This is a genomic window from Nocardia aobensis NBRC 100429 (assembly GCF_000308375.1).
Taxonomy (GTDB): domain Bacteria; phylum Actinomycetota; class Actinomycetes; order Mycobacteriales; family Mycobacteriaceae; genus Nocardia; species Nocardia aobensis.
Genome location: NZ_BAFQ01000090.1, coordinates 1 through 18,794 on the forward strand (window position 1 = coordinate 1; position 18,794 = coordinate 18,794).

The 18,794-nt window shown below is 69.1% G+C and carries 15 protein-coding genes; 8 read left to right on the forward strand and 7 right to left on the reverse strand.

All coding sequences use genetic code 11. The features are described 5' to 3' along the window. The 4 genes from RJ03_RS11345 to RJ03_RS11360 all read left to right on the forward strand — a co-directional run. On the forward strand, window positions 1-1,353 hold a 1,353-nt coding region (locus tag RJ03_RS11345; RefSeq protein WP_306304671.1), incomplete at its 5' end, for an ABC transporter substrate-binding protein. Further along, window positions 1,350-3,284 carry a hypothetical protein gene (locus RJ03_RS11350; protein ID WP_036501089.1) on the forward strand — a complete coding sequence of 645 codons (1,935 nt, stop codon included), beginning with the start codon at window positions 1,350-1,352 and terminating at the stop codon, window positions 3,282-3,284. The genes RJ03_RS11345 and RJ03_RS11350, both read left to right, overlap by 4 nt. Further along, window positions 3,281-4,996, forward strand: a complete 1,716-nt coding sequence (locus RJ03_RS11355) for a hypothetical protein (protein WP_036501090.1) — start codon at window positions 3,281-3,283, stop codon at window positions 4,994-4,996. The genes RJ03_RS11350 and RJ03_RS11355 overlap by 4 nt, the downstream gene beginning before the upstream one ends. A gap of 397 nt (window positions 4,997-5,393) precedes the next feature. Further along, window positions 5,394-5,729, forward strand: coding sequence for a transglycosylase family protein (locus RJ03_RS11360; RefSeq protein ID WP_036501092.1), 336 nt, complete (start codon window positions 5,394-5,396; stop codon window positions 5,727-5,729). A 96-nt stretch (window positions 5,730-5,825) separates the two neighbouring features. Here RJ03_RS11360 and RJ03_RS11365 read toward each other — a convergent pair whose 3' ends face one another. The 6 genes from RJ03_RS11365 to RJ03_RS34970 form a co-directional block, all read right to left on the reverse strand. After that, the gene (locus tag RJ03_RS11365) at window positions 5,826-7,169 is read right to left on the reverse strand and encodes an LLM class flavin-dependent oxidoreductase (RefSeq protein WP_036501094.1); all 1,344 of its coding nucleotides are present in this window, start codon (window positions 7,167-7,169) and stop codon (window positions 5,826-5,828) included. 30 nt (window positions 7,170-7,199) lie between these two features. Then, window positions 7,200-8,096 (reverse strand): ABC transporter permease, encoded by an 897-nt coding sequence (locus RJ03_RS11370; protein WP_036501096.1) that lies wholly within the window; start codon window positions 8,094-8,096, stop codon window positions 7,200-7,202. A 4-nt stretch (window positions 8,097-8,100) separates the two neighbouring features. Beyond that, the gene (locus tag RJ03_RS11375) at window positions 8,101-8,934 is read right to left on the reverse strand and encodes an ABC transporter ATP-binding protein (RefSeq protein WP_036501098.1); all 834 of its coding nucleotides are present in this window, start codon (window positions 8,932-8,934) and stop codon (window positions 8,101-8,103) included. Next, window positions 8,931-10,007, reverse strand: a complete 1,077-nt coding sequence (locus tag RJ03_RS11380; RefSeq protein ID WP_036501135.1) for an ABC transporter substrate-binding protein — start codon at window positions 10,005-10,007, stop codon at window positions 8,931-8,933. The genes RJ03_RS11375 and RJ03_RS11380 overlap by 4 nt, the downstream gene beginning before the upstream one ends. A 356-nt stretch (window positions 10,008-10,363) precedes the next feature. Next, window positions 10,364-11,134 (reverse strand): IclR family transcriptional regulator, encoded by a 771-nt coding sequence (locus RJ03_RS11385; protein WP_036501100.1) that lies wholly within the window; start codon window positions 11,132-11,134, stop codon window positions 10,364-10,366. 232 nt (window positions 11,135-11,366) lie between these two features. Continuing rightward, the gene (locus RJ03_RS34970; protein WP_051024567.1) at window positions 11,367-11,798 is read right to left on the reverse strand and encodes a hypothetical protein; all 432 of its coding nucleotides are present in this window, start codon (window positions 11,796-11,798) and stop codon (window positions 11,367-11,369) included. A 121-nt stretch (window positions 11,799-11,919) separates the two neighbouring features. On the opposite strand from RJ03_RS34970, the gene RJ03_RS11395 reads away from it, so the two are divergent. Beyond that, the gene (locus RJ03_RS11395; RefSeq protein WP_036501101.1) at window positions 11,920-12,549 is read left to right on the forward strand and encodes a TetR family transcriptional regulator; all 630 of its coding nucleotides are present in this window, start codon (window positions 11,920-11,922) and stop codon (window positions 12,547-12,549) included. A gap of 21 nt (window positions 12,550-12,570) precedes the next feature. Here RJ03_RS11395 and RJ03_RS11400 read toward each other — a convergent pair whose 3' ends face one another. Then, a complete protein-coding gene (locus RJ03_RS11400; protein ID WP_051024576.1) occupies window positions 12,571-13,227 on the reverse strand; it encodes a TVP38/TMEM64 family protein in 657 nt (218 codons plus the stop codon). A gap of 299 nt (window positions 13,228-13,526) precedes the next feature. Between RJ03_RS11400 and RJ03_RS11405 the strand changes: the two genes are divergently transcribed. From RJ03_RS11405 to meaB, 3 genes are read left to right on the forward strand one after another with little or no spacing between them, the layout of a single operon-like run. Next, complete coding sequence (locus tag RJ03_RS11405; protein ID WP_083870752.1) at window positions 13,527-15,386, forward strand: methylmalonyl-CoA mutase family protein; 1,860 nt, start codon at window positions 13,527-13,529, stop codon at window positions 15,384-15,386. Further along, a complete protein-coding gene (scpA, locus tag RJ03_RS11410) occupies window positions 15,386-17,647 on the forward strand; it encodes a methylmalonyl-CoA mutase (protein ID WP_036501103.1) in 2,262 nt (753 codons plus the stop codon). Before RJ03_RS11405 ends, scpA begins: the two co-directional genes overlap by 1 nt. Then, complete coding sequence (meaB, locus tag RJ03_RS11415) at window positions 17,644-18,789, forward strand: methylmalonyl Co-A mutase-associated GTPase MeaB (protein WP_083870753.1); 1,146 nt, start codon at window positions 17,644-17,646, stop codon at window positions 18,787-18,789. Before scpA ends, meaB begins: the two co-directional genes overlap by 4 nt. The last annotated feature ends 5 nt before the right edge of the window (window positions 18,790-18,794 follow it).

Genomic DNA, 18,794 nt, shown 5'->3' on the forward strand with positions numbered 1-18,794 from the left:
AATCACGCGGACCGGCATTCGAATGTCGGTGCAGGGCACGCGGACTCGGGGGTGGGCATGGCGACACGGCGGGCGGTGCTGCGTGCCGCGGCGTTGGCGCCGATGCTCACCGCATGCGCCCCCGGAGTGCTGTTCGGCCATCCCGCCTCGGTGCGAATCGCGGTGCCCTGGAGCGGATCCGAGCTCGCCGCGTTCCGCCGGGTGCTCGACGATGCGGGGCTGGGTGCCACGGTCGCGGTGTTACCGCTCGGCGACGACATCGATACGGCCCTGCAGGCGCGCGGCCGTTCCGCCCCCGATCTGGTGATGTTGCCCGAGGTCGGACGGATCGGTGAGCTGGCGGGCGGGGTGTTGCGCGCACTGCCGCCCACACTGTGGCACGACGCGGCGGGACCGCGCTATCCGGATCGGTGGCGCTCGCTGCTGTGGAAAGACGGTGCGCTCTACGGCATTCCGTTCAAGGCGGCCGACAAGTCGCTGGTGTGGTACGACCGCTACGCCTTCGGCGGCGACCGGCCGCGCGACGACCCGCGCGACTGGACCGTCTCGCAGTGGCCGCAGCGTATCGCGGAGGCGACCGCCCGCCGTCCACTGGCGCTGGGCGGCGCCGACGGCTGGGTGCTGGCCGACCTGTTCGGCAACATTCTCTACGGCGAATCCGCCTGGGACTACGAGGATTTGGCTGCCGCCGGCGAGCCGGACCGTCCGCGAGAATGGGATCGCGACGCGGTGCGGGCGACCCTGTACCGGCTGGGCACCATGTGGGCGCCGCGTGGCACCTTCCCGGGCGGTATCGCCGCCACCCTGACCCGGCAATTTCCGGAATCGGTGCGCGAGGTGTTCGAACGGCGCACCGCGGCGATGGTGGTGGCCCCCGATTTCGCGGAACCGATCGTGCGTAGCTGCCTGCGCCGGGCCGGCCGGCCCGCGGACGCCGTGGGCGTCATGCCCTTTCCGGCGGTGGCGCCCGGGGGCCCGCGCCCGGCCATCGGCGGCGGCGACGTGATCGTCGCGACCGCCGCCGGGGCCCACGATGCGGTGCCGGTGCTCGGCGCACTGACCGCGCCGGGCGCCGTCTCGGCCTGGATCGGCGACTACGGCGGCTTCCTGGCACCGAGTCCGCGCACCGTCCCGGACCACGCGCCGATGCTGGATCCGGTTGCGGGTCAGTTGCATTCGTGGTCGGCGTTCGATTTCGCCGATCTCATCGGCGCCGCCGGGCGGCGCGACGGCCTGTGGCGGGTGCTGACCGACCTGCTCGTCACCGTCGGCGACGGCCACGCCGACCGACTCGACGCGGCGGTCGATCACGCGGTGCGCGCACTCGATGAGTTCGAACGGAGAGCGCGATGACGGCCGGCCACATCCACGCGCACGGACTGGATCTGGAGCCGGCGCTCACACGCATCGCCGGTCCGGTGATCCCGGGACGCCACCCTCGGCGGTGGTCGATGTGGCCCGCGCAGCTGCCGGCGCTGGTGCTGATCCTGCTGCTGCTGGTCGGGCCGGCCGCCACCACGGTGTGGACCGCGATCCGCGCACAGTGGGCGATGGTCGGCTGGTGTGCGCTGCTGATGGTACTGGTCGCGGCGGGCACGCTGCTGTGGCGCCGCGACGACGCGGTGCGCGCGCTCGCGGCGGCGGCGGTGCGGGGTCGCTGGACATTGCTGCGCCATCGATTGTGGCCGACCGTGTTTCGCCGCGAGGCGCCGGACGGCGCGCGCCTCGTCGCACGGATTCGGTGGCGTTCGCTGTGGTGGCCCGTCGTGGTGGTCGCGCTCGTGGTGACGATTCGGGGAATCGGCGTCGAACTGGGGCCCGGTGGGCGCGGCGCCTATGTGCGGACGCTCGTGTGGGTGCTGTGCGCGCTGGCCGTGCTGGTCCTGGCGTTGGAACTGGCCTGGCGTGGCCGCCGGGGCTGGTGGCCGTGGCCACCGCTGATCCTGCCGTTCGGCGTTTCCGCGTTCGTCGCCGGACTGGCCCTGCGCCTGCTGGCCGAGAATCCCGACTACCGGATGCCGGTGCCGGGCGTGGCCGGCCAGCGCGTGTGGCTGATGACCCTGTTGATCGCGGCCTTCGTCTGGTGCTGGCTGGGTGCGCTGTTCGCGCTGTTCCGCGCCGCGATCGCCGCCATCGAGGCCGATCCGGTGCGGCGCGGCTACCTCGAGGACGCGCGTGGCGCGGGCCGGACCCGGGCCCGGCTGTTCGAATTGGTACGCCCGGTCTTCCTGATCCTCGGCCTCGTCGTCGCCGTCGCCGCGGCGCGGATCTTCGACATCATTCTGATCGCGGTGCCGGGATCGCTGCAGTATTCGCTGGACTCGGCGACCGTGCACTGGTGGCGGCTGGTCTCGGATCCCGATGCCGATCCCGGTGTGGCCGCGGCCTATTCGCTGCCGCTGGCGGTGCTGATCGGCTCGGCGGCGTGGATTCTGCAGACCGACGTGCGCCGCCACCGCGTCGGCTGGATGCGCCGTCCGAGCGCCGATCCGGTGCGCACGCGACGCACCGCGCGCGGCGTCCTTCGCCTCGTGGCGGTCTCGTCGCTGTCGCTGGGGCCGTTGCTGGCGTTGGTGGTGTTCAGCTGGGTGGGCGCCGACGGGCCCGCCCTCGCCGGCGCCGGATCGGTGTGGCAGCACCGAGAGTTGTTGCATGCCATGGCCAATACGGGCTGGGTGGCGGTGTGGGCCACCGTTCTCGTCATCGGTGCGGCGTTCCCGGTCGCCCATCAGCTCGCCGCGCTGCCCGCCGATGCGCTGCGTTCGCGGATCGCGGTGGTGGTGCTGGTGGTGTTCACCGTGCTGCCCGCGCAGCTCTACGTCGGGCCGATCCGGCGCGTCATCGAGCGGATGGGATTGACCGGGACGTCGTTCTCCTCGCTGATCGTGGTGCACGCCGCGATCGGATTGCCCATCGCGATCCTGATTCTGCGCGGAGCGCTGCTCGCGCCCTCGGACGGTCCGGCCGCCGACGCCCTGCACGGTCTGGCCAAACCGTGGGCCGTGCTGGGCCGCGTGGTGTCGACCGCGTGGCCCGCCGTCGGCGCGGTCGCGGTGCTCGAACTGATTCATGTGTGGAACGACTTCTTCATCGGATTGATGGTCAGCGGCGCCGATGTCAGTCCGTGGTCGCTGCTGCTGTGGGGCGACGCGCGGCAATTCCAGGAGAACGCCGCCCATCTCGCGGCCGGGGCGCTGCTGTCGACGGTCCCACCGGTACTGCTGTTGCTGATGACCTGGCGCCGCTTCCTGGTTCCGGGATTGACGGGCGGGATCGTGCGATGAGCGGCCACTCGCACCGGCCCGAGCACGACATCGCGTCGCAGCTCATCGCCACCCCGAAATCCTCTGTCTGGCAAGGGTTTCTGGGTGCCGCGTGGGTGATGTCGTCGTCGCTGCTGCTCGAGGTGGTGGCGAAACTGCTGGAGGGTTCGGTCGGGCAGAGCCGGGTGCTGAACTCGCTGGCGGGGGTGCTGCGCTGGGTGGCGGTCGCGGTGGTGGCGGCCGCCGCGCTGTATGTGCTGTGGCGCAAGACGATGGATATGCGCGAGGGCGCGCGTGTCCGGCGGGAACTGGATCTCACCGCGGACCTGGTGCAGCCGCCACCCGTGGTCGAGCGGACCGTCGCGGCGCTGCCCGCGCTCGCGCCGGCCCGGACGCAGCCGCTGGACGCGACCGATGCGGTCGTCGCCGTCGTCCTGCGGGCACTGCCGTTCACCGACTACGAGGCCGCCGCGCTCTACGACACGGTGACCGCGATGCTCGACTCCGCGACGGTCCTGCCGGGAGAGCGGGCGGTGGTTCAGCGTACGACCGGCGAGGTTCTGATCCGGCTCGCCGCCCACGGCGTGATCGTCCACGACGGACACGATCGATTCGCCGTCGCGAAGACCACGACATCGCCGGATCGCGCCGTCGTCCGCCGCACACCGCAGTGGCGGGCCGCGTGGCCCGCGCTGATCCGGCACTACTCCGACCGGGCGACGCGCTGGGCGGTGGCCCTGGATTCGGATCGGCTCGGCGCCGGCGCGCATCGGTGGTTCACGGGCACCGCGGACCGGCTGGCCGAGCTGGTGCGCGCATGCGCCGACTGCGATCACGGCGTCGAACTCGACATTGCGGCCCTGGCTCGGATCGCCGACGCGCTCGACCTCTGGTACGCGCGGATCGGGGCCCCTTCCGATGGCCCCGCGGCGCGGGCGATGCTGGCGTTGAGCGGCCCGGCGCATCCGCAGATCCGTGAACTGGCATCGATCCGCTGCGATCTCGCGCTCGATACCGCGACACGCCGGGGATGGCCGCGTCCGCTCCGGAAGCGGCGCCGCAACCGTCCACGCCGGAGTACGGGCCTGGACGCCCGGCGCGCGCATGCCGAGGCGATGCGCGATTTCGACCGCTTGCCGGGTGGCGAGTACCCACTGCCCGACATCGTGGCCGGTTTCGAGCGTGCGTGGTGGCTGCTGCCACGGCGCGATATCGCCGCCGAGGTCTGTGCGCTGAACGACCTGGCCATCGCACATATGCACGAAGGCCGCCTGGATGCCGCCCGCGACCGTCTCGAGCTGGCCGAAACCCTGACCCGCGGCGGACGCAACCCGTCCGGCCGGGCGCACACGTTCGAAACGCTGGGGCTGCTGTGGTGGATGCGCGGGGAGCCCCGGCGCGCGATGCGCTGGTGGCTGCTGGCGCTGACCGTCTACCGCGATCTCGGGCACGAACTGGGAATCTGCCGGTGCCTGCAGCATCTGGGCAGTGCGGTGGCGGTCGTGCCCGAATACGGCGGTCTGCTGCTCGCGGGGCCGCTGAGCACGGGCGAGATCCTGCGTCAGGCCTCGGGCTGGCTGGCCTATGCCGAGCGGCGCCGTCCCGGCGGGGTGGGCCGGACTCCCGCCCTGGCATCTCGTTACGGTCGGCGTGTCGCGCATGCACTGGAGAATGCCCAGCTCACGTCGCTGGAGACGGTGGACCGGTGGCCCGTCACCGTGTCCGAGCGTTAGCCCTCTGACCGGCACCTTTGGGTGTCTGTAGGTGATTCGGGTGGGTGAAATGACCGATTTCGGGCGTTGTCATGCGACGGGGATCACTATATCTCAGTGATCTCGACCACATAACGTTTATATAACTACAGTTATGTAACGCGCGTTTATCGCACCATGCGCTGCGTAAACGTGAATATCCTCCACGATGGGTTGAGACAGTTCGGTTGTTATCGCAACGTGATGTATCGAGATTTCTCCGTTACGGTCGTTTGCAGCTCGGAATTCCGGGCTGACGCTCGAATCGCTGAACACCGGCAACCCTGTCCCGCGGTTCGAGTTCGACCCCGACATACCTGGGGACAGGGACCCGTAATCGTCACCATCGGGCCGGCTGGGCGCAGGCAGGGAAAACCACATGTCTCGTAACCGTAAGTTCAGCACTCGCGCACTCGGCTTCGCCGCCGTCGCCGGCGCCATCGTCGCCGTCCCCTTCGGCCTGACCGCTACCGCGTCTGCCGACGGCGGCCACGACTGGGATGCGGTGGCGCAGTGCGAGGCCAGCGGCAACTGGGGCGCCGACACCGGAAACGGTTTCTACGGCGGCCTGCAGTTCACCCAGAGCACTTGGAACGCCAACGGCGGCAGTGGCAACCCGGCCAACGCCAGCCGCTCCGAGCAGATCCGCGTCGCGGAGAACGTGCTCGCCAGCCAGGGCCCCGGCGCCTGGCCGGTGTGTGGCGCCAACCTGTAAGGTTCGCCTCCGCCCGCGGTTCGTCCGCATACACAGCGTGCAGACAGGCCCCTCCCGGATCTACCCGGAAGGGGCCTGTCGCGTTGTATCCGCCGGTCAGGCGCTGATCGCGGCTCCGGCCGCGAACCGGCTCTCCACCGGCGCGAGTCCGTAGTGCCCGCGCAGGGTGTCGGCGGTGTATTCGGTGCGGAACAGGCCCCGTTCCTGCAGGATCGGCACCACCCGGTCGACGAAATCGGTGAGTCCGCCGGGCAGATACGGCGGCATGATGTTGAATCCGTCCGCCGCGCCCGCCTCGAACCACGTCTGCAGTTCGTCGGCGATCTGTTCCGGCGTGCCGGCGAAGCTGCGATGTCCGCGCCCGCCGCCGAGTTTGCCGATCAGCTGGCGCACGGTCAGCTGCTCCTGCGTGGCCAGCTCCTTGACCAGCGTGAACCGGGACTTGTTGCCCTCGATCTCGCTTTCCACCGGCAGCGGCGGCAGCGGCGCGTCCAGCGGATGGTCGGTCAGATCGATGCCCAGCTGCGTGGACAGCTGGCGCAACGCGTAGTCGGGGGAGATGAGATCGGTGAACTCCTGCTCCAGTGCCAGGGCTTCGGCGGGTGTATCGGCGATGTAGGGCACCAGACCGGGAAGCACCTTCAGCTCGTCGGCACCGCGGCCGTACTTCGGCAGCCGTGATTTCAGATCGCGATAGAAGCGCTGCCCCTCCTCCAGGGTGCGCTGCGCGGTGAACACCGCCTCGGCGTAGCGGGCGGCGAATTCCTTTCCGCTCTCGGAGGATCCGGCCTGCACCAGCAGTGGCCGGCCCTGCGGTCCGCGCGGGGAGTTCAGCGGGCCGCGCACCCGGAACCGGTCGCTGTCGTAGTCGATGGTGTGCACCTTGTCCGGGTCGGCGAAGACACCGGCCTCGGGGTCGAGCACGATGGCCGAGGACTCCCAGCTGTCCCACAACTGCAAAGCGACATCGACGAATTCGGTGGCGCGCTCATATCGCCGAGCATGTTCGGGAATGGCGTCGTAGCCGAAATTGTAGGCCTCGTCGACGCTGCCGGACGTGACGATGTTCCATCCGGCACGACCGCCGCTGATGTGGTCGAGCGAGGCGAATTTGCGGGCCAGATTGAACGGTTCGTTATAGGTCGTCGAGGCCGTCGCGATGAGACCGATATGTTCGGTCGCCGCGGCGATGGCCGACAGCAATGTCACCGGTTCGAACACCGCGAGCGTATTGCGCTGAATGCGCGGGCCCACCGCCAGACCGTCGGCGAAGAAGACCGAATCCAGTTTGCCGCGCTCGGCGATGCGGCCCAATTCCTGGAAATGCTTCACGTCGAGCACGCGCCGTTCCTCGGTGCGCGGATGGCGCCAGGCCGCCTCGTGATGACCGACGCCCATCAGAAAGGCGTTGAGATGAAAGGTTTTCGGTGATGGCGACATCGAGCGTCGTCGTCCCTTCGGTGTAGTGCTTCAGCGATCGGTTTGCGGGCGCCAGCGGGTGAGGCGGCGTTCGATCGCGACGAGTACGGCGTTGTAGACCAGGCCGACGATCGCGATGGCGACGATCCCGACATACATGTCGGGGATCTGGAAATTCTGCTGTGCGGCGGTGATGAGATAGCCGAGTCCCGCTCGCGCACCGGACATCTCGGTGGCGATCAGGACCAGGATCGAGGCCGAGGCCGCCATCCGGATGCCGGTGAAGATGGTCGGGACCGCGGCGGGCAGGATGACCTTCTGGAACAGCCGCAGCGGCGAGAAGCCTAGTGACACAGCCGATTTGATCAACAGCGGGTCGACCGATCGAACACCGCTGATGGTGTTCAGCAGGATCGGGAAGAAGCCCGCGTAGACCACGATCGCGACCTTGGAGGTCTCGCCGATGCCGAGGATCAGGATGAACACCGGCAGCAGCGCCAGCGCCGCGGTGTTGCGGAACAGCTCGAGCAGGGGGTTCACGAAGTCGGCCACCGGCTTGTACCACGCGATGGCGACGCCGGCCGGAACGGCGCACGCCACCGCGATCGCGAAGCCGACCAGGGATCGGCCCAGACTGGCGGAGGTGTTGTCCCAGAGCTGGCCGTTGCGGATCAGCTCATCTCCGCGCTGCACGACGGTGGAGAACGGCGGCAGAAAGATCTGATCGACCAGGCCGAAGCGGGGCGCGAGCTCCCAGAAGGCCAGGAACAGGCCGATGACCAGGACGGGCTTGAACAGCCGCCAGCCCCAGCGACCGGCCAGGGCGGCCAGCTGCCGCCCTGTGCCGGCGGTGGAGCGAGCGGGAGCCTCGGCCGCACTCACAGTCGAGACGGAGGATTTCTTCGACACCAGCACGGGTTCGGCGGTGGCGGGCAATGTGGTGGACATGGTGTTACCTCCTGTCGGTGGCCGCGAGGTCGGCCTGCTCGAGACCCTGTGCGCGGGCCACCTCGTCGTGCAGCAGCGACCAGATCCGATGCCGGACTTCGCTGAAGTGTTCGCTGGAGCGGATGTCGGCGTCCGGGTCGGTGTCGCGGTCGAGATCGATTTCGACCACCGCCTTGACCCGTCCCGGCCGCGAGGTGAGCACGGCCACCCGCTGTCCCAGATAGACGGCTTCGTTGATGTCGTGGGTGATGAACAGGATGGTCTTGCCGGTGGTGCGCCAGATGCGCAGCAGCTCGTCCTGCAGCGATTCGCGGGTCTGGGCGTCGAGCGCGGCGAACGGCTCGTCCATCAGCAGCACCTCGGGATCGAAGGCGAGGCTGCGCGCGATGGCCACACGCTGTTTCATGCCGCCGGACAACTCGTGCGGGTAACGGTCGCCGAAGCCGGTCAGGCCGACCAGCTCCAGGTACTCGTCGGCGATCCGGCGGCGCTCGCGCCGGCGGATGCGCTTGGCCTCCAAGCCGAATTCGATATTGCCGCGCGCGGTGCGCCACGGCAGCAGCGCGTACTGCTGGAAAACGATCCCCCGGTCGAGTCCGGGGCCGGTGACCGGCCGGCCGTCGAGCAGGATCTGGCCGTGGGTCGGCCGGGTCAGCCCGCCCAGCAGGTCCAGCAGGGTCGACTTACCCGAACCGCTGGGCCCGACCAGCACGAGGAATTCACCGTCGCGCACGTCCACGGTGATGTTCTCCAGGGCGGTGAACGGAGTTCCGGCGCCGCGCGCGGGAAACTCCTTGCGTACCCCGTCGAGCGCGAGTTTGATTGCCGTGACGTTCATTTGGCGGCCACCACCTCTCCGGTCGGCCCGCTCTCGGCGGGATACTTGCCGTTGGCGTAGGGGTTGAACTTGTTGGTGTAGAGATCCTTGGCCGCGAACTTCCCGGCCGGCAGCTCACCGTTGCGGACCAGCCAGTCGATCCAGATCTGCAGCTCTCGCTCCTGGATCACCGCGCCGGGCACCGGAATGCCGGACGACTTGTAGGAGTCGAGCAGTTTGGTGTTCTCGTTGCGGCCGCGCTTGTGGATGATGTCGGCCAGTCGCGCCACCGCCTGATCGTGCGGAGTGATCTGCAGCCAGCGGGTCGCGCGGGCCGTGCCCTGGACGAAGTCGGCCACCGCGTCCTGATGATCGGCGATGTAGTCGTTGCGGAAAACGTAGGTGCCGTAGTCGAATTCGCCGAACAGGCCCTTGTCGGTGTAGAGCGGGTGGATGGCGCCGTGCGCGAGCGCGATGTCCTGCAGCGGGCCTCCCAGCGCCGCCACGTCGATCTGCCCCTTGCGCAGCGCGTCCTCGGTATTGACCGGGGGAAGGACCACGAGCTGCACCTGTTTGATCTCGTCGTCGGTCAGACCCTGATCGTGCAACCACTGCCGGGTGATGAATTCGTGATGGGCGCCGAGAGTGTTTACGCCGACCTTCTTCCCGATCAGGTCCTTGGCGGTCTTGATGCCCGAATCGTCGCGGACGTAGTAGCCGGTGAAACTCTGCCCGTCGGCGCCGTAGGAGCTGAGCACCGAGGTGACCGGTGCGCCGCCGGCGATGAGCTTGACGACCGCGCCGTTGAACGCGCTGCCGAATTCGATCTGCTTGGTGGTGGCGGCCTGAATATTGGCCGGGCCGCTGGTGGTGTCGCCCTCCCACTTCAGCTCGATCTTGGAGAAGTAGCCGAGGTCGGCGGCCAGTTCGTAGGGCGTGACGGAGCCGGCCTGGCCCTGGTAGCGAAGGATGGTCTTACCGTCGGCGGTGGTACCGGCGCCGGAACTCGAGCAGCCCGCGGCGAGCGCGGCGAGTACGGGCAGGGCGAGGACGGCGGCGAGGGCGCGCACCACCCGGGGTCGTCTGAACGACATGATCGGTTCTTTCACTGGATGCGTCTGCGGCCACGCGCACATCGGGGGCGGCGACCGGTAGATCGGCGAAACGAATTGCCTGGCGGGACTTTCGGCGACGGCAATGGCGCCCGGGCTCAGGCGCGACAGATCCCGTGCGGGACGCGCATGAGATCCACCGTACGGCGGCGCGTCAAGAGTCGGGAGACGTTCATCGGATGCCTTCTCGGAAAGTGCTCGGACCGGCGATGCGGATCACAGCAACCTGCGTTGATCACATGGTGCGGCTGTCCGTGCTGGTGAGCAACGGTGTTTTCACAGTGTGGAAATCAGCGTGAGGATAATTCCGCAGCCGAAATGCGGGGCGCGCGAAGGGCTTACGAGGATGTGTCCGCGGCGTCGGGTTCGGCGTGCAGCAGCGGGCCGATCCGGTTCGCGATATGGCGCATCGGGGGCAGGATCGAGCGCATCAGGTCGGCGTCGAGGCGTGCGGACCGGGCCTGCACACAGAGCGCGCCGCGTACCTGCCGGCCACGGCCGACGATCGGCACCGCGACCGAACGGATCGGATCGTCGCTGTCGATCACCTCGACCGCGAATCCGGCGCGGCGCACCCGGTCGAGATCGGCCGACGCCGGCGGATCGGATTCGTGGCGGCCGGCGTAGGTCTCGATCAGGCGGTCGCCGGGGGAGAACGCCAGCAGCGCGTGCCCGGCGGCGCTGGATCGCAACGGGCGTCGTGGCCGTGGAATCTGGTTGGGGCAGAACGAGACCGGGGGCCGCGCCTGGAAGACGGTCAGCGCGTCGCGCGAGTCGGGCACGCTGAGACTGACCGAGATGCGGATATTCGCCGCCAGCGCGTAGAGGTGCGGCGCTGCCGAATCGAGGCCGAGTCGCGTCAGCGCCGGCCGCGCCAGCGACGCGAGCCCGTGCCCGATGCGGTAGCGGTCGTTGGCATGGTCCTGTTCCAGCAGTCGCCCGCGGACGAGGGCCTGCAGCAGTCGGTGCGTGGTGCTGACGGGCAGACCCGTCTGCTGTGCCAGTTCGCTGACCGACAGCTCGGGGTCGTCGCCGTCGAAGCAGTTCAGGACCGCGATCGCACGATCGACGGCGCGAGCGCCCGAACGCGGTTCATCGGTGGCGGCCATACATCCTCCTGCCGGGACCGAAAGTGATACAGGCACTCTGGTCCGGACGGGGACGCGACACAATGATTGTGCGCAGCGAGAGCCGATCACTGTTCGGGCCGCCCTATTACGGCCGTCGATACTCCCGGCCGCCCATCATTACCGAGCGAGGACGAGCTTTATCTCGTTCCGGTACCGGCGACGATGCGCGCCGCGCAGGAATTCCGTTCCCACGCGGCGGGTGTGGTCATCGTCAGCTTTCCAATTCGCGGGACAGACCGGCGGTGATCATGCTGAGAACCTGCCCGGCGACCGCGAGGTCGGCCGCCGGGACCGAACCGTAGACGCGGCCGAGCACCGCGCTCGTACGGGAGCGGATGTCCGCGACGAGGTGAGCGCCCGACTCGGTGACCATGAGTTCACCGTCCGGCGCCTCGCGCATCAGATCACGCTCGGTGAGCCGCGTCGCGGCGGTCGCGACAACGGTGGGCGCCCAGGTCGTCTTCGCGGCGAGAGTGGCGATATGCCGCTCGCGGTCGACGGTGCCGCCTGCTGCCGCGGCCTGGCTGAGAGTGATCCACTGCGCCTCGTCGACGCCGGTACCGGCGAGGACTCGATGCAGAAGCGCGTTGTGATGCTTTTCGGCCTGGCCGATGACCGACGGATCGAGGGTGACGGGGGACATGGCGGACTCCTGACTACGAGACGATGCGCCAATTCTGACACTGAGTTCCATACGAGCGCAAGTCTCATTCGATTCTCAATTTCTTACGTGCCTGGGACCCGGGTTCGGATAGCATCTCGGCATGCCCGATCCAGCATCCGACCGCACGCTGCCGCTGCGCGAGCGCAAACGGCTGCGCACCCGCCGCGCTCTGGCCGACGCCGCCCTGCGGCTGTTCACCGAACGCGGATTCGACGCGACGACACTCGACGAACTCGTGGACGAGGCCGAGGTGTCGCGCAGCACCTTCTTCCGCACCTACCCGGCCAAGGAGGCGGCCGCGATCGAGGCGGAGGCCGAATTGTGGTCCGCATATCTCGCGGCGCTGGTGAATCGTCCGCTGACCGGGGTGGTGCTGGACGGGATGCGAGAGACGCTGACCGCGGCCGTCGCCGATCTGGAACCGGAGTGGGATCGCCGATATGTCGCGACGCGCCGGCTCATCCGCACCACACCGGCGCTACTGGCCTACGTCGAGTACCACCGCCACGGCGTGAAGGCCGATGCGGTCACGATCCTCGCCGACCGCCTGGAACTGCCCGCGGACGATCTGCGACTGCACATCCTGGCCGAACTGGTGACCTCGGCGTGGAGCGTGGCCGGTCGGGAATGGGTCCGCGCCGACGGCCGCGGCGGCCGGGACGCGCTGACCGACAGAGTGCGCGAGGCCTTCGAGGCGGTTCCGGCCGGACTGGCACTGCGCGCGCGCTGAGCGGCCGCGGCGGTGTCGGGGTCAGTGCGGCGCCGGCTCCTCGGCCGCGTCGGTGGCGACGGCCGCGAATTGCTCTGCGCCCCAGCGGGCGTCGACGACCAGCCCGATCACGCCGATGGTGATGCACGCCCCCGACAGCACCAGCAGACCCGGGTTCGTCCGGCCGGTCAGCGCGTCGCCGAGGACGACGACGCCGATGGTGCCGGGAATGATGCCCACGAAGGTGGCCAGCAGATAGGGCATCATCCGCACCGAGGACAGTCCGGCGCAGTAATTGATCACCGAGAACGGCACCGGTGCGATCAATCGCAGCGAGCCGACCGCGAGCCAGCCGCGCCGGGCCAGCCGCCGATCCACCGCCCGCACCGCCGGATGGGTCAACCGCGCGGCGACCTGATCCCGATCCAGCGCCCGGACCAGCAGCAGAGCCAGCACGGCGCTGACCGTCGTCGCGGCGACCGCGAGGGTGATGCCGAGAATCGGCCCGAACAACAGTCCGGCGCTCAGTGTGAACACGGTGCGCGGAAACGGCGCCACCGTTACGAGCGCGTGGACGAGAAAGAACAGCAGCGGAAAGACCGGGCCGACCGAATCGGCCCAGTCCCGAATCTGTTGCGGGGCCGGATGCGGGGCCAGCAGGGCGACCGCGACCAGGGCGGTTGCGAGGATCACCAGCATCACGACCCGTCGATTGCGCAGTAGTCGCAACGCCACATCCGTCGTCCTCGGCACCGCGACAGGTTACCGGTCGGTATGGCGAGGCTGTGCGAAGAGTATGCGAACACCGGGCTAGCATCGAATGAAGGTTGATGAATGATCGTTAACCGAACTGGTCGTCGACCTGCCGATATCGCACGCCCGTCGCACTGTGAAGGGGTCACACAGGCGGTTGCGAAGGCGCTGCGAAGAGTTGGGTCCCAGCGTAGGTATCCGGTACGAGTGAAGTATCGGAGTCGAGTGGAAGAGGTACAGCAGCGATGCCGATTGGTTCAGATCCGGGTGCGGACACCGTGCCCGGATACGCCGCATGGCGCAAGGGCGTGGCCGGAGTACTGGCCAAATCCCGCAAGGTCGAGGCATCCGAACTCGGTGACGAGCCGGAGCGCCTGCTCGAGGTCACCAATTACGACGGAGTGACCGTCGCGCCGCTGTACACCCGTCGCGACGAACTGCCCGAACAACCGCTGCCGGGACAGTTCCCGTTCGTGCGCGGTAACGAGGGCACCCGGGACGTGCACCGCGGCTGGCATGTCAGCGCCCGCATCGGCGGAACGGATCCGGCCGCCGTGAACGAGGAGATTCTCGCCGTCCTGGAGAACGGCGTCAGCTCGGTCTGGCTCGGTGTGGGCGATAACGGCGTCCCGGTGGCGGGACTGGCGGACACGCTGCGCGGTCTGCTGTTCGAGCTGGCTCCGCTGAGCCTGCGGGCGGGTGCGGACACTCCGGCCGCCGCCGCCGAGGTGCTGGCCCTGCTCGACGGCTACGAGGTGGCCGACCGCTCCGATATCCACGTCTTCCTCGGCGCGGCGCCGCTGACCAGCCGCTTCGCCGGACTGGCCGACACCGACCTCGACGCCGCGGTCGAGCTGGCACGCACCGCCGCCGGCCGCACCGAGACCGTCCGTGCGATCACGGTATCCGGCACGGTCTTCCACAACGCCGGCGCCTCCGACGCCCAGGAGATCGGCGCGGCCGTCGCCGCGGGCCTGGACTACCTGCGCGCACTCACCGACGCCGGCCTCGATATCGCCGACGCGCTGGATCAGGTGAGTTTCCAGCTGGCGGCGACCGACGATCAGTTCGAGACGATCGCGAAATTCCGTGCCGCCCGGCGGCTGTGGGCGCGGGTGGCGCACGAGGCGGGAGCGCCGGACTTCGGCAACGCGCCGCAGCACGCCGTCACCTCGGAGGCGATGCTGAGCCAGCGCGATCCGTGGGTGAACATGCTGCGCACCACCCTGGCCGCTTTCGGTGCCGGCGTGGGCGGCGCGGACCTGGTCACCGTTCTGCCGTTCGACGCGGCCCTGCCGGCCGGGGAACTCGGTGTGTCGCAAGCGTTCTCGGAACGCATGGCACGCAACACCCAGCTGCTGCTGCTCGAGGAGTCGCATCTCGGACATGTGCAGGACCCGGGCGCGGGTTCCTGGCATGTGGAGAGTCTCACCGCCGATGTGGCCGGTGCGGCGTGGGCGTTCATGCAGGAACTCGAACGCGCCGGCGGATACCTCGCCGCCCTGGAGTCCGGCCTGCTGGCCGAGCGCATCGCCGACACCCGGACCCGCCGCGAATCCGATATCGCCCACCGCCGCACCGCGGTCACCGGTGTCAACGAATTCCCGAACCTCGCCGAGGAACCGCTGTCCGAGGCCGCGCGTGCGACGAATGCGGTGGCGCGTTACGGCGCGGCCTTCGAGGCGCTGCGCAATCGTTCGGATGCCTACCTCGCCGCCCACGGCCGCCGCCCGCGTGCGCTGCTGGTGCCGCTGGGCCCGGTCGCCGAGCACAACGTGCGCGTGACCTTCACCGCGAATGTGCTTGCCTCGGGTGGCATCGAAACGGTGAACCCGGGAGCGCTGGAGACGTCCGCGATCGGCTCGGCCGCAGCGGAATCCGGAGCGACGATGGCGGTGCTGTGCGGCAGCGACGCCCGCTACGGCACCGAGGCCGCGGCCGCCGTGCAGCAGTTGCGCGCCGCCGGCGTGACGACGGTACTGCTGGCCGGACCGGAGAAGGCGGTGGCCGAGGTGAGCGGCACACAGCGGCCGGACGGATTCCTCACGGCCCGCATGGACGCGGTGGCGACCCTGTCCGGCCTGCTGGAGAAGCTGGGAGCGTAATGACTACTCGAGATGTGAACCACGTGATCGGCAGCTTCGCCGAGGTACCGCTGGGTGAACCGACGGTCGGGCGCAGCGGTGGCGGCGACTTCGAGGCGTTCGTCGCCGAATCGGCCGCCGCCAACGGCTATGCGCCCGAACAACTGGTCTGGGCGACCCCCGAAGGTATCGACGTCGCGCCGGTGTACACCAAGGCAGACCGCGATGCCGTTGTCGCCGAAGGCTATCCGCTCGACAGCGTGCCCGGCGTGGCGCCGTTCGTGCGCGGCCCGTACCCGACCATGTACGTGAATCAGCCGTGGACCATCCGCCAGTACGCGGGTTTCTCCACCGCCGCCGATTCCAACGCCTTCTACCGCCGCAACCTGGCCGCGGGCCAGAAGGGTCTGTCGGTCGCCTTCGACCTGGCCACCCACCGCGGCTACGACTCCGATCACCCGCGCGTCACCGGTGACGTCGGTATGGCCGGTGTCGCCATCGACTCCATCCTGGACATGCGGGAACTGTTCGATCAGATTCCGCTGGACCAGGTGTCGGTCTCGATGACCATGAACGGCGCGGTGCTGCCGATCCTGGCGCTCTACGTCGTCGCCGCCGAGGAACAGGGCGTCAAGCCCGAACAGCTGGCCGGAACCATTCAGAACGACATTCTGAAGGAGTTCATGGTCCGCAACACCTACATCTATCCGCCCAAGCCCTCGATGCGGATCATCTCCGACATCTTCGCCTACACCTCCGCGAAGATGCCGAAGTTCAACTCGATCTCCATCTCCGGCTACCACATCCAGGAAGCCGGGGCCACCGCCGATCTGGAACTGGCCTACACCCTGGCCGACGGTGTCGAATACATCCGCGCCGGCCTGGACGCGGGGATGGAGATCGATCAGTTCGCGCCGCGGCTGTCGTTCTTCTGGGCCATCGGCATGAACTTCTTCATGGAGGTCGCCAAGCTGCGCGCGGGCCGGCTGCTGTGGAGCGAGCTGGTGTCGAAGTTCGAGCCCAAGAGCCAGAAGTCGCTGTCGCTGCGCACCCACTCGCAGACCTCGGGCTGGTCGCTGACCGCGCAGGACGTGTTCAACAACGTCGCGCGCACCTGTGTCGAGGCGATGGCCGCGACCCAGGGCCACACCCAGTCGCTGCACACCAACGCCCTCGACGAGGCGCTGGCGCTGCCCACCGACTTCTCCGCCCGCATCGCCCGCAACACTCAGCTGCTGCTGCAGCAGGAGTCGGGGACCACGCGCCCGATCGACCCGTGGGGCGGCTCCTACTATGTGGAGTGGCTGACCCACCAGCTCGCCGAGCGGGCCCGGGCCCACATCGCCGAGGTCGAGGCGCACGGCGGTATGGCGCAGGCGATTTCGGAGGGCATCCCGAAGCTGCGCATCGAGGAGGCCGCGGCCCGCACCCAGGCACGCATCGACACCGGCGCGCAGCCGGTGATCGGCGTCAACAAGTACCAGGTGACCGAGGACCAGGAGATCGAGGTCCTCAAGGTCGAGAACTCGCGCGTGCGCGCCGAGCAGAACGAGAAACTGCGCCGCCTGCGCGCCGAGCGCGACAGCGCCGAGGTCGAGCGGGCGCTGGCCGAATTGACCAGGGCCGCAGGATCTTCCGAAGGCGGGATGGGCAACAACCTGCTCGCCCTGGCCATCGACGCCGCCCGCGCCAAGGCCACCGTCGGCGAGATCTCCGACGCGCTGGAGAAGGTGTACGGTCGCCACCAGGCCGAGATCCGCACACTGTCGGGCGTCTACCGAGAGGAGGCCGGCAAGGTGACCAACATCAGCAGGGCCATCGAGCTGGTCGAGGAATTCGCCGAGGCCGAGGGCCGCCGCCCCCGCATCCTCGTCGCCAAGATGGGCCAGGACGGGCACGACCGCGGTCAGAAGGTGATCGCGACCGCCTTCGCCGACCTCGGCATGGACGTCGATGTGGGCCCGCTGTTCCAGACCCCGGAAGAGGTGGCCCAGCAGGCGGCCGACAACGACGTGCACATCGTCGGTGTCTCCTCGCTGGCGGCCGGTCACCTCACGCTGGTGCCCGCTCTACGGCAGGCACTGGCCGATGTCGGACGCCCCGACATCATGGTCATCGTCGGCGGTGTGATCCCGCCCGGTGATTTCGACGAGCTGTATGCCGCCGGCGCCGCGGCGATCTTCCCGCCGGGCACCGTGATCGCCGACGCCGCGATCGGGCTACTGCAGAAGCTGGCGGCCGAACTCGGCCACGAGATCGGCGGACAAGCCGAGGCGGAATGAGCGACGCCGACCGGACTCCGGCGGGCGATGCGCCCGCCGGGGCCGGGCTGCCCGCCGACGCGGAGTTGCCCGGAACCCAGGCCCTGTCCACCGCCCGCGGCCTGCCCCCGGCGCTGCGCGTGGACGGACCGCAGTCGCAGGGCGGCGGGCGACGCCGGACCATCGATGTGGCGGAACTGGCAGGTGCGATCCGCGACAATCAGCGCGCCGCGCTCGCCCGCGCGATCACCCTGGTCGAATCCACCCGCGCCGATCACCGCGAGGCGGCGCAGCGCCTGCTGCTCGAGCTGACGGCCGAAGGTGGCGCCGTCGAATCCAATCGCGTCGGTATCACCGGCGTTCCGGGCGTGGGCAAGTCGACGTTCATCGACGCGCTCGGAATGTATCTGATCGGCCAGGGACATCGGGTCGCGGTGCTGGCGGTGGATCCGTCCTCGACCCGCACCGGTGGATCGATTCTGGGCGACAAGACCCGCATGGCGCGGCTGTCGGTCGAGCGCGAGGCGTTCATCCGCCCGTCGCCGACCGCGGGCACACTGGGCGGTGTCGCCAAGGCGACCCGCGAAACCATCGTGCTGCTCGAGGCCGCCGGTTACGACGTGATCCTGGTGGAGACGGTGGGTGTGGGCCAGTCCGAGGTGACCGTCGCCAATATGGTCGACGTGTTCTGCTTCCTCACCCTGGCCCGCACCGGAGATCAGTTGCAGGGCATCAAGAAGGGTGTGCTGGAGCTGGCCGACCTGGTCGCGGTCAACAAGGCCGACGGCCGCCACGAGGTGGAGGCGCGGGCGGCCGCGCGCGAACTGCAGGGCGCGATGCGGCTGATCCATCCGCGCGAATCCCTGTGGCGCCCACCGGTTCTCACCATGAGCGGGCTGAACGGCACCGGTCTGGACACCTTCTGGGATACGGTTCTCGAACACCGGCGGGTGCTCACCGAGGCGGGGGAGTTCGCGGAGAAGCGCCGCCGCCAGCAGGTCGACTGGACCTGGACCATGGTGCACGATCAGCTGCTGCGCCGGCTGGCAGACAGTCCCGGCGTGAAAGCGATTCGCGCGCAGGTGGAAAAGCAGATCCGCGACGGCTCGCTGACCCCGGCCCTGGCGGCCGAGGAACTGCTGCGCGCCTTCGACGAGAAATAGCGGCC